15 protein-coding genes are annotated in these 14982 nt (G+C 65.8%); 7 read left to right on the top strand and 8 right to left on the bottom strand.

Annotated elements, in window-relative coordinates; translation table 11 throughout:
* The first annotated feature begins 107 nt into the window (after window positions 1–107).
* From AZKH_RS16430 to AZKH_RS16405, 6 genes are all read left to right on the top strand, one after another.
* A complete protein-coding gene (locus AZKH_RS16430; RefSeq protein ID WP_015436913.1) occupies window positions 108–494 on the top strand; it encodes a hypothetical protein in 387 nt (128 codons plus the stop codon).
* A 59-nt stretch (window positions 495–553) separates the two neighbouring features.
* Complete coding sequence (locus AZKH_RS16425) at window positions 554–2425, top strand: TonB-dependent siderophore receptor (RefSeq protein WP_172642472.1); 1872 nt, start codon at window positions 554–556, stop codon at window positions 2423–2425.
* Window positions 2425–3015 carry a YfiR family protein gene (locus AZKH_RS16420; RefSeq protein ID WP_015436911.1) on the top strand — a complete coding sequence of 197 codons (591 nt, stop codon included), beginning with the start codon at window positions 2425–2427 and terminating at the stop codon, window positions 3013–3015. The genes AZKH_RS16425 and AZKH_RS16420 overlap by 1 nt, the downstream gene beginning before the upstream one ends.
* Window positions 3012–6437 carry a response regulator gene (locus AZKH_RS26380; RefSeq protein ID WP_015436910.1) on the top strand — a complete coding sequence of 1142 codons (3426 nt, stop codon included), beginning with the start codon at window positions 3012–3014 and terminating at the stop codon, window positions 6435–6437. The genes AZKH_RS16420 and AZKH_RS26380 overlap by 4 nt, the downstream gene beginning before the upstream one ends.
* Window positions 6438–6440: 3 nt before the next feature.
* The gene (locus AZKH_RS16410; RefSeq protein ID WP_015436909.1) at window positions 6441–7454 is read left to right on the top strand and encodes an HD domain-containing phosphohydrolase; all 1014 of its coding nucleotides are present in this window, start codon (window positions 6441–6443) and stop codon (window positions 7452–7454) included.
* A gap of 167 nt (window positions 7455–7621) precedes the next feature.
* Complete coding sequence (locus tag AZKH_RS16405; protein WP_156822120.1) at window positions 7622–9727, top strand: D-(-)-3-hydroxybutyrate oligomer hydrolase; 2106 nt, start codon at window positions 7622–7624, stop codon at window positions 9725–9727.
* A 21-nt stretch (window positions 9728–9748) separates the two neighbouring features.
* On the opposite strand, the gene AZKH_RS16400 is transcribed toward AZKH_RS16405, so the two are convergent.
* The 8 genes from AZKH_RS16400 to AZKH_RS16365 all read right to left on the bottom strand — a co-directional run bounded on the left by AZKH_RS16400 (window position 9749) and on the right by AZKH_RS16365 (window position 14287).
* Window positions 9749–10525 carry a hypothetical protein gene (locus AZKH_RS16400; RefSeq protein ID WP_015436907.1) on the bottom strand — a complete coding sequence of 259 codons (777 nt, stop codon included), beginning with the start codon at window positions 10523–10525 and terminating at the stop codon, window positions 9749–9751.
* A 15-nt stretch (window positions 10526–10540) separates the two neighbouring features.
* Window positions 10541–10870, bottom strand: coding sequence for an addiction module antidote protein (locus AZKH_RS16395; RefSeq protein WP_041656293.1), 330 nt, complete (start codon window positions 10868–10870; stop codon window positions 10541–10543).
* The gene (locus AZKH_RS26965; RefSeq protein WP_015436905.1) at window positions 10867–11187 is read right to left on the bottom strand and encodes a type II toxin-antitoxin system RelE/ParE family toxin; all 321 of its coding nucleotides are present in this window, start codon (window positions 11185–11187) and stop codon (window positions 10867–10869) included. The genes AZKH_RS16395 and AZKH_RS26965 overlap by 4 nt, the downstream gene beginning before the upstream one ends.
* A 181-nt stretch (window positions 11188–11368) precedes the next feature.
* Window positions 11369–12229: a patatin-like phospholipase family protein gene (locus AZKH_RS16385; RefSeq protein ID WP_015436904.1), complete on the bottom strand. Its 861-nt coding sequence runs from the start codon at window positions 12227–12229 to the stop codon at window positions 11369–11371.
* Window positions 12230–12266: 37 nt separating this feature from the next.
* Window positions 12267–12539 carry a hypothetical protein gene (locus tag AZKH_RS16380; protein ID WP_015436903.1) on the bottom strand — a complete coding sequence of 91 codons (273 nt, stop codon included), beginning with the start codon at window positions 12537–12539 and terminating at the stop codon, window positions 12267–12269.
* A gap of 54 nt (window positions 12540–12593) precedes the next feature.
* Window positions 12594–12866, bottom strand: a complete 273-nt coding sequence (locus AZKH_RS16375; RefSeq protein ID WP_041656292.1) for a pentapeptide MXKDX repeat protein — start codon at window positions 12864–12866, stop codon at window positions 12594–12596.
* A 36-nt stretch (window positions 12867–12902) separates the two neighbouring features.
* Complete coding sequence (locus tag AZKH_RS16370; RefSeq protein WP_015436902.1) at window positions 12903–13664, bottom strand: molybdopterin-dependent oxidoreductase; 762 nt, start codon at window positions 13662–13664, stop codon at window positions 12903–12905.
* Window positions 13661–14287, bottom strand: a complete 627-nt coding sequence (locus AZKH_RS16365) for a cytochrome b/b6 domain-containing protein (protein WP_015436901.1) — start codon at window positions 14285–14287, stop codon at window positions 13661–13663. The genes AZKH_RS16370 and AZKH_RS16365 overlap by 4 nt, the downstream gene beginning before the upstream one ends.
* Window positions 14288–14566: 279 nt before the next feature.
* Here AZKH_RS16365 and AZKH_RS16360 point away from each other — a divergent pair, with 279 nt between their 5' ends.
* Complete coding sequence (locus AZKH_RS16360) at window positions 14567–14980, top strand: VOC family protein (RefSeq protein WP_015436900.1); 414 nt, start codon at window positions 14567–14569, stop codon at window positions 14978–14980.
* Window positions 14981–14982: the final 2 nt, after the last annotated feature.

Raw genomic sequence — 14982 nt, 5'->3', positions numbered from 1 at the left:
GGGGAGTCACACGGCCGGCCTACGCTGTTAGCAGCTCTTAGCCCAATCGATTTCGGTTCGTCGTGCGCCGGACAGGTGACGACGAACCGCCCCGGGGGAGTCGCGCCGTGCATGAGCTCCGAGTGCTGGTTGTGGAAAGCGACGGGTACGAGGTGGCCGGATTGACCGGGCACTTGCGCGAACTTGGCGTCGAACACGTCCAGGTGGTCCCGGAACGGGAAGCTCCGGTGATGGAGCGCTTGCCGGGGCTGGCGGACGTGGTGTTTTGCGGTCTCGACGGAGGCGACAGCGCGGCGACGCACATCCTGCGTCGCATCGCCGATCAGCCGCAGCCGGCTGCCGTGGTGATTTATGGTCCGCTCGAAGACCCGGCTCACGCGGAGACCGTGTGCCGGCGCCTCGGGCTGCGTTATCTCGGACATCTTCCGCTGCCGCTGCAGCATGAACGGCTGCGACGTCTGGTGCGACATGTGCGGACGGCCATATGCCGATAGCAAGGATAGGGAAGCGCATACCGAAAATCGTTGCCGGCGTGCCGGGAAAAGGCGGTCTCGTGCGCCTTGCGATCGGACCGCTGCTGTTCGCGCTGATCTCGGGTACCTCCGAGGCGGCCGACCTCGTCGCCGCGAATCTGGCGGACCTCACGCTCGAGCAACTCGGCAACATCGAAGTCACCACCGTGTCTCGTGCCCCCGAGCGGCTGCAGGATGCACCGGCGTCGGTCTATGTGATCACCGCCGATGCCATCCGGCGGTCCGGTGCGACTACTTTGCCCGAGGCGCTGCGGCTCGCGCCGAACCTGCAGGTGGCGCGGATCGATTCGAACCGGTACGCCATCTCCGCGCGTGGCTTCAATTCGAACACTGCCAACAAACTCCAGGTATTGATCGACGGACGCATCGTCTATACGCCCCTCTTTTCCGGCGTGTTCTGGGACGTCCAGGACGTGATGCTGGAAGATGTGGACCGCATCGAGGTTATCAGCGGGCCCGCGAGCACGCTGTGGGGCGCCAATGCCGTCAATGGCGTCATCAACGTGATCACGCGATCCAGCGCGGAGACGACCGGGAACCTCGTCTCCGTCGGCGCTGGTAACCTCGAACGCGGTTTCGCCGCCCGCCACGGCGGGGATTTCGGGGAGAACGGGCATTACCGGGTGTATGCGAAGACGCAGTACTTCGATCACTCGGAGCGTAGCGACGGGTCGGCCGTGTCGGACGCCTGGCAGCGCCAGCAGGCCGGATTCCGCGCTGATCGCGCCGAGGGCTCGAACAGCGTCACGGTGCAGGGGGATGCCTACACCGTTTCGATCGATCAGGACGCGCCCGGGCGCCAGCGCGCCGACGGCGCGAACCTGCTGTCGAGATGGGTCCGGTCTCTCGAGGATGGTGCGGAACTGATGGTCCAGGCCTACTGGGACCACACATCGCGCAGCGTGCCCGGGCTGTTCGGGGAACAGCTCGATACCGGCAGCGTAAACGTCCAGCATACGATCCCCCACGACGGAGGCCACAAGACGGTTTGGGGCGGCGGGTACCGTTGGGCCGACGATCGTGTCGACAATCGCAGCCCGCTGTTCGCCTTCCTGCCCGCGGACCGCCGTATGCATTGGGCCAACATGTTCGCGCAGCACGAGCGCGCACTGACACCGGAGTTGCGACTGACGGTGGGTGGGCGCGTCGGGAACAACAGCTTCTCCGGCCTCGAGTTCATGCCGAATGTGCGGCTTGCATGGAAAGTGGCGCCCGATCATCTGCTGTGGACAGCCTGGTCGCGCTCGGTCCGGGCTCCGTCGCGCATTGACCGTGAATTCTTCTTTCCGGCCAATCCTCCCTTCCTGCTCGCGGGAGGGCGTGACTTCGAGTCCGAAATCGCGCGGACGACGGAAGTCGGCTACCGCGGCCAGTTCGGCGAAGCGGTCTCGCTGTCGGCCACGCTCTTCCACAGCACTTACGAGCGTCTGCGCAGCCTCGACCTCTTGCCGAGCGGAATCTTTGTGCTCGGCAATCACATCGACGGACGTGTCTACGGCGTGGAAGCCTGGGGCAGCTACCGCATCACCCCGCAGTGGCGGCTCGCCGCCGGCATCCTTGCGATGCACGACCGGTTCGAGGGGGACGCGGTTGCGCGCACCCCGCCGGGCGACGACCCGCCTGTCCAGTGGTCGCTCACTTCCGGCTGGCAACTGGCAGGAGACCGGAGTCTCGACATCGCGGTGCGCCGCGTGGGCGCGTTGCCGACGCCGCCGGTGCCGGCATACACGGCCGTCGATGTGCGTTATGGCTGGCAGCTGTCTCCATCGCTCGCCCTGACGCTGACGGTCGCGAACCTGCTCGATCGCAGGCACGAGGAGTTCGCCGCATCGTCGGCCGGTGTGGTGTCGGTAAGACGGTCCGCCTTCCTCTCCGTCAGGGTGGCTTTCTGATGTTCGCGCGAGCCTTGTTCCTTCCCTGCAGCACCTCGCCGTCAGCGGTGCGGCGGCGCATCGTGATGTGCCTTGTGCTCTCGTGCGCAGCCGGTGCGTTCGCGGCGACCGATCCGGCCGTTGTCGAATACCAGGTCAAGGCCGCGTACCTGTTCCGCATGGCCGAATATGTCGAGTGGCCGAACTCGGCCTTCACCGGGCCGGGCGAGCCGATCCGCATTGCTGTCGTGGGCTCGGATCCCTTGGTGGAAATCCTCGTTACGATGCTGGCGGGCCGCAAGGCCAACGATCGGAGCTTTGTCGTCGAGCCTTCGGCAGGCGGCGATGAAGTGGAACGCGCCCACATCCTCTTCGTCGCGCGGCGGGATGCGGCGTCCGTGAAGAAGTTGCTCAGTGGCCTCAAGTCCCGGCCCGTCCTGACCATCACGGAAATCCCGGGCGGTCTCGACAGCGGCAGCGTCGTGAATTTCGTGCCCTTCGACAACCGCATCGGTTTCGAGATTTCGCTCGGCACGGCGGAACGCAACGGTCTGAAGCTGAGTTCGCGTCTGCTCGCCGTCGCCCGCCGGGTCGAAAAGGGGGCGCCATGATCTCCGGCTTCCTGCGCTCGATCCGCCACAAATTGCTGCTGATGGCGCTGATCGGCAACCTGGGTGCGCTGCTGGTTGCCGGCGGCGCGCTCGTCTATTACGAATCGCTCGTTTTCCGCCAGACTTTGCTCGACGAGTTGAACACGCAGGCCGACATCCTCGCCTATGCGAGCACGGCGGCACTGCAGTTCAACGATCCCGTGGCCGCGCGGGAAAGCCTGGCCCAGCTCACGGCCCAGCCGAAGGTGCTGGCAGCGGCGCTCTATACCTCGCGCGGCACCGTCTTTGCCACGTATCGCCGCGAGGACGCCGAGGCGAAGCCCTTTCCGCCCTTGCTCGACATCCAGGGGGTGCAGACGGCGGGCGGAACGCTGACACTCGCGCGCCGGGTCGCGAGCCAGCAGGAGGTGCTCGGCACGGTCTACCTCGTCGCGCGGTACGACCTGACGGAGCGCCTGTGGGAATTCGTCACCGTCCTCGCGGTCGCGATCGTGGGCAGCATGGGCGTGGGACTGGCGATTTCGACCCGCGCGCAGCGATGGATCGCGGGACCGATCCAGTCGGTGAGCAACGTCGCGCGCCAAGTCATGGAACAACGCAACTTTGCGCTGCGGGCGACGAAGACCACCGACGACGAGGTCGGCTACCTGGTCGACGTCTTCAACGACATGCTGGCCGAAATCGGTCAGCGTACCGATGCCATCGAATCCTCGAAGCGCGAACTGGAACGCGAAATCGCCGAACGGGGCGAGATCCAGAAGTCGCTGCAGGCGAGCGAGCGGCGCAACCGCACGCTGATCTCGGCGATGTCGTCGGTGATCTGGACCTGCGGGCCCTCCGGAGGCTTCATCGACGAGCAGCCCGCATGGGCCGCCCACACCGGCCAGTCCCGCGACGAATACCGGGGCCTGGGCTGGCGCCGCGCTTTCCATCCGGAGGACCAGGCCGCCCTCGATCGCGCCTGGGCGCTCGCGCTGCACGAGCATGTCTCGTTCGAGCTGGAAGCCCGGCTGTGGCACCCGGCAAGCGCGCGATACCGTATCGTCATCATGCGCAATGCGCCGGTCCTCGACGACCAGGACCGCGTCGTGGAGTGGATTGGCGCGCTGTACGACGTCGATGACCGCCGCGCGGCCGAGCGGGAGGTGCTCGAACTGAATGCGCAGCTCGAGCGGCGCGTGGCCGAGCGCACCGCCCAGCTCGAGATCGCCAACCGCGCGCTGGTGAGCCGCACCGAGGAGGCGGAGGCTGCGAACCGCGCCAAGGCGGACTTCGTCGCCAACATGAGCCACGAGATCCGGACGCCGATGAACGCGATCCTCAGCCTCGCCTACCTGCTCGAGAAGCACGAGCTGACGCCGGTCGCGCGCGGCATGGTGCAGAAGATCCACATCGCGGGTCGCTCGCTGCTGGGCATCATCAACGACATCCTCGATTTTTCGAAGATCGATGCGCAGCGCCTGGAGATCGAGCACATCCCCTTCCGCCTGGCGGACGTGCTGGACAACATTGCCAGCATCATGTCTTCGGCCGTGGGCGAAAAGCCGGTCGAAGTCGTTGTCGGGCCGGCGCCCGAAGGGGCCAACTTCCTGAAGGGCGACGCGCTGCGCCTGGGACAGGTGCTGATCAACCTGGCCGGCAACGCGATCAAGTTCACCAACGAGGGTGAGGTCGTCGTCAGCGTCGCCCAGGTCGCCGAAGACCGCTCCACCGGCATGGTGCGCTTGCGCTTCGCCGTGCGAGATACGGGCATCGGCATCGCCAAGGACAAGCAGCAGGCGATCTTCAATGCCTTCACTCAGGGCGACAGCTCGACTTCGCGCAGCTTCGGCGGCACGGGCCTGGGCCTCGCAATCAGCCGACGCCTGGTCGAGCTCATGGGGGGCGAACTGAGCGTCGCCAGCGAGCCGGGGAAAGGCAGCGAATTCGCCTTCGAGATCGCGCTCGAGCTCAGCGACCCGGTCGGCAACGCGACTCCGGCGATGATGTTCCAGCGGGTGCTCGTCGCCGACGACAACGCCACCGCGCGGGTCGTGCTGAGCGCGACGGCGGCGAGTCTCGGCTGGAGCGTCGAAGCGGTCGACTCCGGCAAGAAGGCGATCGCAGCGGTCGCGAATGCCGGGCGCAATCCCTACGACGTGCTGCTTCTCGACTGGCGCATGCCCGAGGTCGACGGGCTCGCCGCGGCGACGGCCATCCGGAGGAACATACGGGAAGATGGAAGCGCGCCGATCATCATCATGGTCACGGCGATGGATCGCGAACAGCTGCGGGAGCAGCCCGGCAGCGAGCAGGTGGATGCCGTACTGACGAAGCCGGTGACGTGTTCCGGCCTGTACAACGCCTTGCTCGACGCCAAGAGCCGCCGTGGCGAACTGCCGATCCAGGAGGTGCCGCGCACGGGCGGGCAGGCCCTCGCAGGACGGCGCATCCTGGTGGTCGACGACAACGAGATGAACCGCGACGTCGCGCAGCAGATCCTGGTCGGCGAGGGGGCCGAGGTGGAGCTCGCCCCCGAAGGAAGCACTGCGCTGACGATGCTGCAGAGCCATCCCGAGGGCTTCGACCTCGTGTTGATGGATGTGCAGATGCCGGTGATGGACGGCTACGAGACGACCCGGCAGATCCGCGCCACGCCGAGCCTCGCGCATCTGCCGGTCATCGCCCTGACCGCGGGCGCCTTCAAGAAGCAGCAGCTGGCGGCCATCGAGTCGGGGATGAACGACTTCGTGGCCAAGCCTTTCGACGTCGACGAGCTCATCGCGACCGTTCAGCGCTACACGGGAGGCGGTGAATCGGCGGCGCCGGGCGCGGCGCGGGACGCCGCCGCATCGCAGGCCCTGCTCGACGTGCAGGCCGGGCTGCGCAACTGGCGGGACGAGGCCGTGTATCGCGATCGGCTGCGGTCGATGGACTTCGTCGAAGAGGGGCAGCGGATTGTCGAGGCCATCCAGGCCGGCGACACCTCGCAAGCGGCCTTCCTCGCGCACCGGCTGCGCGGCAGCGCCGGCGCTCTCGCGCTGTTGCAGGCGGCGGAACTCGCCGGCGCCGTCGAAGAACAATTGCGTGAGGGCCGCGACGACGCCGGCCCGATCGCAGAACTGATGTCCGCGCTGAAACGGACGGCTGCGGCGATCGAGGACTATCTCGGCGAGGCAATCGAAGCCGCCACGCCTGGTGCCCACGCGCCTGCCGCCGGCGCGAACCCTGCCGAGGCGCGCGCAATCCTCGAACGCGTGCGTGCGGCGTTGGACAGCGACGATCCGGGACGCATCGAACCCTTGCTGCCCACCTTGTCGACCTTCATCCCCGCCGATTTCATGCAGCAGTTGCGGCAATGCATCAACGCTTTCGACTTCCGTGGGGCCGAAGCGCTCATCCAAGCCTTCTCCGAGTCGCACGGAATGACGGAAGAGGAGTGAGCCATGTACCACCATCCGATTCTTTGCGTCGATGACGATCCCCTCAACCTTGGTTTGCTGCGAGCAGTCCTGGAGCAGGACTACCGCCTGGTCTATGCGCGCAGCGGCGCCGAGGCCATCCGGGCGACGGCAAAGCACCAGCCGTCGTTGATCCTGCTCGACGTGGTCATGCCGGACATGAACGGTTTCGATGTCGCCCGCCACCTCAAGGCCGATCCGGCGACCAGCCGCATCCCGATCATCTTCGTCACCAGTCTCACCGAGGCGGTCGACGAGCAGACCGGATTCGACGTCGGCGGAGTGGATTACATCACCAAGCCGATTTCTCCTCCCGTCGTCCGGGCCCGCGTACGCACGCATCTCTCGCTCGTGAACGCCGCCGAGCTGGCGGCCAGTCACCGTGCCGCCATCCACATGCTCGGCGAGGCCGGCCACTACAACGATACCGATACGGGCATGCACGTCTGGCGCATGGCCGCGTACTGTCGCCGGCTGGCCGAGATCGTCGGATGGGAGGCCGAAGACGCCGGCCTGCTGGAGCTCGCGGCCCCGATGCACGACACGGGCAAGATCGGCATCCCCGACGCGATCCTCAAGAAGCCGGCCAAGCTCGATGCGGACGAATGGACCGTCATGAAGACGCATTCCCGCATTGGCTACGACATCCTGTGTCGTGGGGACGCGCCCCTGTTTCAGTTGGCAGCCAAAGTGTCCCTGTATCACCACGAACGATGGGACGGCACCGGCTATCCGGACGGACTGGTCGGGGAGGAGATTCCCGAGTCCGCGCGCATTGTCGCCATTGCGGATGTCTTCGACGCGCTCACGACGCGGCGCCCCTACAAGGAGGCGTGGCCGCTGGAGCGCGTGATCGACCAGCTCGACGAGTCCGCCGGCAGCCATCTGGAAGCGCGCCTGGTGAGTGCGTTCAAGGGGGCCATGCCCGAGATTCTCGAGATCAAGGCCCACTGGGACGCACAGGAGGGACGCGCGAGGGAGGTCGGTCTCAGGGCTTGAATCCGCGCGTGATTCCCGGCGTGACCAATTTGGCCGAAATGAGGGTAAACCCTCATTTCGGCCGGGCCGTCCGCTGCCAATAACGTAGACTTGCGCGCGGACGGCATAAGACGATGTGCTTTCTCCATGCTGGCGGGCGCAAGCAAGATCAATAATGGAGGAGCCCCATGTACCCCAGCATGCGCAGCGTCACCCCGATCGTACTGGCCCTGGCAGCGATGCCGGCCCTTGCTTTTTCCGGAAGCGGATTCGGCTTCAACCAGAAGCCGGCGTTTCTGGGCGACGTCATCTCACGCGACACGGACGGCATATCCGACGATCTCCTCACGGCGGGGCTCGGCCGCGCCGGCATCCAGTCGGGAACCGCACCGGTTGTGTCCGCGGTGCCGACGGCCGATGAACTGCGTCGACTGGCGATCTACAACAATTACCGCGCACTGATCGACACCTCGCCGAACGGTGGCTACGGGACCCTGTTCGGGCCGCTCACGAGCGTCAGTGCGACGGGTGTCGTCAGCAGCTCCGGCGACGGCAAGATCGCCGGCAGCGAATATCTCGCCTATGCGAACCACGGCGGGGAGCGCGGCAACGTCACGCTGATGGTGCAGGTGCCGGCCCACTTCAACCCGAAGAAGCCCTGCATCGTCACCGCCACTTCCAGCGGCTCGCGCGGCATCTACGGCGCGATCGGAACCTCGGGCGAGTGGGGCCTGCAGAAAGGCTGCGCCGTCGCCTACGCCGACAAGGGCACCGGCAACGGCATGCACGACCTCGCGACGAATACCGTCGGCCTGATCGACGGTACGCGCGCCGACGCCGCGACCGCGGGCGACGCGTCCCACTTCACCGCCGATCTATCCGAGTCCGAGCGCGCCGCCTTCCTCGCCGCGTGGCCCAACCGCGTCGCCGTCAAGCACGCGCATTCCAAGCTGAATCCGGAGGCCGACTGGGGGCGCGACACGCTCGATGCGGTGCGTTTCGCCTTCTACGTGCTCAACGAAAAGTATGGCGTTCATACCCCGCAGGGCGTGGTGCGCACGATCGTCAAGCAGAAAACCGTCGTGATCGCGGCCAGTGTGTCCAATGGCGCCGGTGCCGCGCTGGCCGCGGCCGAGCAGGATGACGAAGACCTGATCGACGGCGTCGCGGTCGGCGAACCGCAAATCCAGCTGCGCGAGAACAACCATCTCGTTGTCCGCCGCGGCAGCCAGATCCGCACCGGCAGCGGCCGCACGCTCTACGACTACACGACCTACGCCAACCTGCTGCAGCCCTGCGCAACCTTGTCGCCGCGCGCGGCCGGCTCCCCCGGCGCGGCCTTCGTCCCGGCGGCGCTGGCGACGAACCGCTGCGAAGCCCTGGTGGCCCATGGGCTGATCAGCGGGGCGACGCCGGCCGAACAGGGCGACAGCGCGCTCGATGCATTGCTCGCCTATGGCTGGGAGCCCGAATCGACTCCGCTCGCGGCCTCGCATTACGCGTTCGCGGTGCCGCCGATTGCAGTGACCTACGCCAATACCTACGGCCGCTTCGGCGTCGAGGAGCGGGCCTGCAACTTCAGTTTTGCCGCGGTCGACAGTTCGGGCGTTCCCGCCCCGTGGCTCCCTGCGCTGGCGGCGACGAGCTTCGGCACCGGCAACGGCATTCCGCCCGCATCCGGCCTGCAGATCATCAACGATGCATCGGTCGGCGGACCGCGGCGCGACGGGGCATCGATCTCGCCTTCCACCGGCAAGTTCGACTTCAACGTCGATGGCGCGCTGTGCCTGCGTTCGTTGTGGACGGACAACAGCGTCGAAGCGCAGCGGGTCCATGAAAACGTCGAAGCCGTACGCGTGCGGGCCGATCTCAACGGCAAGCCCGCGATCATCGTCCATGGCCGCTCCGACGCGCTCGTGCCGGTGGGCTTCACGTCGCGGCCCTACCTGGGCATGAACCGCGCCGAGGAGGGCGCCCGCAGCCGCCTGCGCTATATCGAGGTCACGAACGCGCAGCACTTCGACGCCTTCATCGGCAACGCGTTGCTCGCCGGCTACGATACGCGTTTCGTCCCGCTGCACGTGTACTTCCGCCGCGCGCTCGACCTGATGTACGGCCACCTGGCGTCGCACAGCCCGTTGCCGCCGTCGCAGGTCGTGCGCACAACGCCGCGTACGGGCACGCCGGGTGCCGCGGCACCGCTCACTGCGACGAACGTGCCGCCGATCAGCGCCACGCCTGCCGCCTCCGACCGCATCACCGTCACCGGTAACGAAGTCTTCGTGCCGGATTGACCCGGGATGTTGCGGCCGGCTTCAGCGCGCCGGTCGCAACAGGCCGATTTCCTGCGCCGTCTCCTGGCCGATCACGGTATCGGCCAGGCCGTCGGGCATCTCGGCGTGTCCTGCGTCGATCGGCGTACGGCCTCCCATGATCTCCGCGAAGCGTTGCGGCAGGCGCGGGTCACGGTTCGGTTCCGCATAGCCTTGCGGAAAGATCGGCTGCAAGGAGGCGAGGTCGTACTTGTCCGTCGCGCCGAAGGTGTGCAGCAATTCGTGGGCGATCACGACGGCGTTCTGCCGCCGTTGCAGGCGGTTGGCGAAGGCGTGGATCACGCCGATCCGTCCCTTTTCGAGCCCGGTCGAATGCGGGAGCACTGCATTTCGTCCGGCGTCATGGAACAGCACGAAGAGCCGAACGTCGGGCTTCGGCCCGCCGATCGCATCGTGCTGCGACGCCCACCAGCGCAGCTTCAGGCTCCATAGGATCGCATCCATCATGCCGGCCCGGGGTGGCGCCGTCGGCGGCCGCTCATTCACCGCCGGTGCAACCTGCAGCGACACCGGCTGCAGCACCGTCCGCCCGTATTCCCGGCTCTGCTCCTGCAGCCAATCGCCGATGTCCGCGAACTGCTCGCGCTCCAGGTCAGCGATAAAGCGCGCCGTATTCGGCGAATCGTCGCCCGCAATCGGGTAGATCGCGACGTGGACCGTTTGCTCCCACGAGGTCAGCCGCGATGTCGACCGCCAGCCTTCGAGGCCGACGGTGGCGAGAATCATGAGCAGGATGGCGATGCGGAGTTTGCGGAACATAGCTTGTCGTGCGGGTCACGCGTGCGCGTGGTTTTCCGGCTCGACGGACAGGCGCAGGCCTACGGTTTTCAGCACGGCCAGCAGGGTTCTGAGCGTGGGGTTCCCTTTTGGGGAGAGGGCACGATACAGCGATTCGCGGCTGATGCCCGCCTGTTCGGCGACCGCGCCCAGCCCTCCATAGGCCTCCGCGACGGTGCGCAGCGCCAGCAATCCTGCGGCGCGGTTGTCCGGATCGTCGAGCGATTCCATGGCTGCCTTGAGATATTCGATGGCCAGTTCACGGTCGGCACGCAGCTCCGCGAGTTCGGCTTCATGATGCGATACGACGCCTTTCAATTTGCTCATGTCTGCCTCCGTTTCCATTCCACCCACATCTTCCTGGCCTGCTTGATGTCCGCGGCCTGTGAATGCTTGTCGCCGCCGCATAGCAGGAGTACAGCCTTGCCGTGGCGGCTGCAATACACGCGGTATCCGGCGCCTACATGGATGCGAAGTTCGATGACGCCTTCGCCCACCGGCTCGCAATCACCGAAATTTCCGGCCTGTAGCTGGCGGAGGCGAATGCGGATCCGAGCTTGAGCAGTCTTGTCACGTATCGCGCTAAGCCATTCTGTAAACGGTTCTCGCCCGTCTTCGCGCTGGTACCGCAGGAGTTCAATCATAGTCGAGTTTGTAGCTTAAAAGCTACATCTGAGTGACCGTTCGCGCACCGGAAGTGCCTGTTGGGCTACTCATTTTTCATTACAATATGCAATTGTACTTGATTGAGGGGGTTCTGGACGTCGGCGCGTGAGACGCGATCAGCCGCTGGTCATCGCGCGGTGGCGAGAACGGCGCCATCAATCAATCGTGCGGCAGCAATGCGTGTGGGATCGCGTGTTCGTCGAGCCCGCCGCTTTCGAGCCAAACGGTCGTGGTCTTCGCTGCGCGCTCGATGAGCTCGTCAGCACGCGAGAAATCGTAGGGGGAGACCGCGAGCGGGCATAGCGGCGGTACGGTGACGACGTTCGCGCGGCCGGCGACATGGGCGAGGTCGCGCACCATCTGGTGGGCGATCAGCAGGTTGAGGGCGTGCAAGGCGCTGGCGATGGTGCTCGTCGGCGGGGTTTCAAGCGCGCAGGCGAAACCTGTCGGCAGTACGATCAGGCGCGTCGCGCCGAGTTCGATCGCCATCGTGATCGGCGTGTTGCTGGCGATCGCGCCGTCGATGAGCATGACGCCGTCGATGCTCACCGGCGGGAACACGGCCGGCACGGCAGAGCTCGCGAGGATCGCGTCGACAGCGGGTCCGCTCGATAGACACACGGAGCCGCCGCTCAGCAACTCGGCCGCGCAGATGTGGATCGGGATCGCCGCCGATTCGAGGTCGCGGTATGGCAGTTCCCGTTCGATGATGCGTCGCAGTCCGCTCGGATCGCCCAGCGCCGGGGAGCGCGAGAAGAAGGCGCCCAGCCGGGGCAGGGAGAGCGGGAACACGTCGCGACGCCTGAGACGGCGCCACAGCGCTTCGAGCCGCGCGACGCCCGTTGCGGTCGGGTCTCCGGCGAAATAGGCGCCGTTGATCGCGCCGACCGAGGTGCCCACCACCAGATCGGCCATGACGCCGTGCGCGACGAGTGCGCGCAGCATGCCGACCTGGATCGAACCGAAGCTGCCGCCGCCGGCGAGCACGAAGGCCGTTCTTTCCGTGGTGGTCGTGTTCATCGCTTCCTCCCGGCGGCAGGTGCGCGAGGCGCGGCGCCTACCGCTTCTCGGGGCCGGCCGGCATCGTCTTCTCTTCCTGCTCCATCATCGGCTGCAGTTCGCGGGCTTTCTCGTCGGCGGCCTTCTTGACGTCGCCTTTCGTCATGCCCTTCTTCATCATGCCGGTTTCCATCGGCTCATCCGTCTTCATTTTCTTCTTCCTGAGCTCATGCACCGGTTCGGCTGGAGACAGGTCTCCCGCATGGACGATGCCGGTCTGACATGCCACGAGGAGGGCGACGATCAGGGCGGATGTTCGCGCGCGCATCATCTTCCGTTCCGGAGGTGGTCGGGCCGGCGCGCGGAGGGCGCGCCGGCCACCCGCTTACTTCGACATCTGGTCCTTGCCCATTGCGTCCTTCTTCATTTCGTCCTTCATCATTTGATCCTTGCCCATGCCATCCTTCTTCATCTCATCCTTCTTCGCCATGGTCTTCTTGGCGGGCTTCTTCATCGCATCCTTCGCCATGTCGTCGCGCTTCATCATCGCGCCGTCCTTGGACATGTCGTCCTTCTTCATCATTTCATCGGCGGCGTAGGCGCTGGAGAGCCCGAGGCACATGAGCGCGGCGATGGTGGTGGTGATGATTTTTTTCATGGTCGTCTCCGGATTGGCGGTTGGATTGTAAAGTGCTCAGGACCCACTGAACCAGTTATAGCCCTGGTCCTCCCAATAGCCACCCGGGTATTCGTTGGTGACGAAGATCGCCCGGATGTGTTTCGGGTTCTTGAAGCCGAGCTTGGTCGGTACCCGCAGCTTCATCGGGAAACCGTACTTTTTCGGCAGGATCTGGTCGGCATAGCGGAAGGCGAGGATTGTCTGCGGATGCAGTGCCGTCGGCATGTCGATGCTCGAGTAGTAGTCGTCGTCGCACTTGAAGCCGACGAACTTCGCCGTGGTGTCGGCGCCGACCCGTTCGAGGAAGCTGCGGAAGGGCGTGCCGCTCCACTTGCCGATCGCGCTCCAGCCTTCGACGCATATGTGGCGCGTGACCTGCGATACCTGCGGCAGCGCGTACAGCTCGGGCAGGCTCCACGGCTTGCGCTCGCGGATCAGACCGCCGAGCTCCAGCCGGTAGTCCTCGCCATCGACCTCGGGCGCCTCGTCCTCGCCGTAGTAAGCGTTGAACGGGAAGGGCACGGTGATCGCCGACTCCGGGTATTCCGGCGCGAGTCGCGTCGGGTCAAAAAGCCAGCCCTGCACGCGGTCGTTCCAGCGCGACATCGCCATCAGCGCCTGCTCGACGCTTTCCTGGTCGGTGATATTGCAGCCGGTGAGCATCGCCAGCGCACCCAGCGACAGGCCGTGGCGCAGGAAGAGACGGCGTTCGATGCTCTCGATCTCGCGTTTGGGGATGGCGGCCAGCGCCTGGCCCAGGGCGTTGCGCGGTTTCATGTGCGGACCCTCCGAACGTTTCCGGTGATCATCGCGTGCAAGGTGCGCGGCACCAACGCCACCATCACGACATGCACGATGACGACGAGGACGGTGAGCGCCATCGCGGCGAAATGCACGATGCGCGCCCCCTCATAGCCGCCCATCAGCGCAGCCAGGCTCTGCAGCTGAACGGGCTTCCAGATTGCGAGGCCCGACAGCACGAGCACGACGATCGCGATGATCAGCGTCGCATATGCGGCACGCTGGGCCGCGTTGTAGACGGAAAGGTCGTCGTGAGACAGCTTGCCGCGCAGCGCCGCCAGCACGTCGGCGATTACCGCAGCGGGCGAGATCGGCCAGAACTTCCGATGGAAGTGGCCCGAGAAGATGCCGTAGGCGAGATACACGAGCCCGTTGATCGCCAGCAGCCACATCCCCGCAAAGTGCCATTGCAGCGCCCCGCCCAGCCAGCCTCCGAGCGTGATGCCTGACGGAATGCGGAAGGGAAAGATCGGCGAGGCGTCGTAGATGCGCCATCCGCTCGTCACCATCACGAGTATCGCGATGGCGTTGATCCAGTGCGTGATGCGCACCACCAGCGGATGAACCCGCACCCATTTCGATTGCTGTTCAGCGTTCACGGTTGGCTCCTCGGCGGACGTCCCGTTCAAGCGCAAACCTGGCGGGACAGGGCTTGCACGACTTCGCGCGTTTTCCATGTCCATCCCTCCTTCTCAACAGCCCGCAAAGTGGCTTCCTGGTGATTTGGTCGGAGGAGGGCGGCGATTTCTTACACGAGGTGGTAAGAATTCTTTGGACCTGCGGATGCGTGGCTTAGCTCATCGTTGCCGCTGCTATAACGGTAGCTCACGCGGCAAACCGGCTTCCGGTCGCCCGCCCACAGAGAGAGGAGTCGAACCATGAAAGTCCAGCCCTACCTGTTCTTCGACGGTCGCTGCGAAGAGGCGCTCGAGTTCTACCGCAAGGTGCTCGGTGCGGAGGTCACGATGATGATGCGCAACCGCGAAAGCCCTGAACCGCCTCCGCCCGGCACGATGCCGCCGGGTACCGAGGACAAGATCATGCACGCCAACCTGCGCATTGGTGACACGGAAGTCATGGCCTCCGACGGCCGCTGCACCGGTCAGCCAGCTTTCCAGGGCTTCTCGCTCGCTGCCGCGGTCGCGAGTGCCGCCGAGGCCGAACGCGTCTTCGCCGAGCTAAGCCAGGGCGGTCAAGTCCAGATGCCGCTCACGAAGACCTTCTGGTCGCCCAGCTTCGGCATGGTCGCCGACAAGTTCGGCGTGTCTTGGATGGTGATGGCCGCGGCGTGATT

Source organism: Azoarcus sp. KH32C, from assembly GCF_000349945.1.
Lineage (GTDB): Bacteria > Pseudomonadota > Gammaproteobacteria > Burkholderiales > Rhodocyclaceae > Aromatoleum.
Note: the sequence above shows the minus strand (reverse complement) of the source record. Positions and strands in the feature narration are given on the sequence as shown.

Coding starts and splice junctions, on each gene's coding strand:
- AZKH_RS16420 (WP_015436911.1), top strand. CDS start 2,425: ATGTTCGCGCGAGCCTTGTTCCTTCCCTGCAGCACCTCGCCGTCAGCG.
- AZKH_RS26380 (WP_015436910.1), top strand. CDS start 3,012: ATGATCTCCGGCTTCCTGCGCTCGATCCGCCACAAATTGCTGCTGATG.
- AZKH_RS16410 (WP_015436909.1), top strand. CDS start 6,441: ATGTACCACCATCCGATTCTTTGCGTCGATGACGATCCCCTCAACCTT.
- AZKH_RS16405 (WP_156822120.1), top strand. CDS start 7,622: ATGTACCCCAGCATGCGCAGCGTCACCCCGATCGTACTGGCCCTGGCA.
- AZKH_RS16400 (WP_015436907.1), bottom strand. CDS start 10,525: ATGTTCCGCAAACTCCGCATCGCCATCCTGCTCATGATTCTCGCCACC.
- AZKH_RS16395 (WP_041656293.1), bottom strand. CDS start 10,870: ATGAGCAAATTGAAAGGCGTCGTATCGCATCATGAAGCCGAACTCGCG.
- AZKH_RS26965 (WP_015436905.1), bottom strand. CDS start 11,187: ATGATTGAACTCCTGCGGTACCAGCGCGAAGACGGGCGAGAACCGTTT.
- AZKH_RS16385 (WP_015436904.1), bottom strand. CDS start 12,229: ATGAACACGACCACCACGGAAAGAACGGCCTTCGTGCTCGCCGGCGGC.
- AZKH_RS16380 (WP_015436903.1), bottom strand. CDS start 12,539: ATGATGCGCGCGCGAACATCCGCCCTGATCGTCGCCCTCCTCGTGGCA.
- AZKH_RS16375 (WP_041656292.1), bottom strand. CDS start 12,866: ATGAAAAAAATCATCACCACCACCATCGCCGCGCTCATGTGCCTCGGG.
- AZKH_RS16370 (WP_015436902.1), bottom strand. CDS start 13,664: ATGAAACCGCGCAACGCCCTGGGCCAGGCGCTGGCCGCCATCCCCAAA.
- AZKH_RS16360 (WP_015436900.1), top strand. CDS start 14,567: ATGAAAGTCCAGCCCTACCTGTTCTTCGACGGTCGCTGCGAAGAGGCG.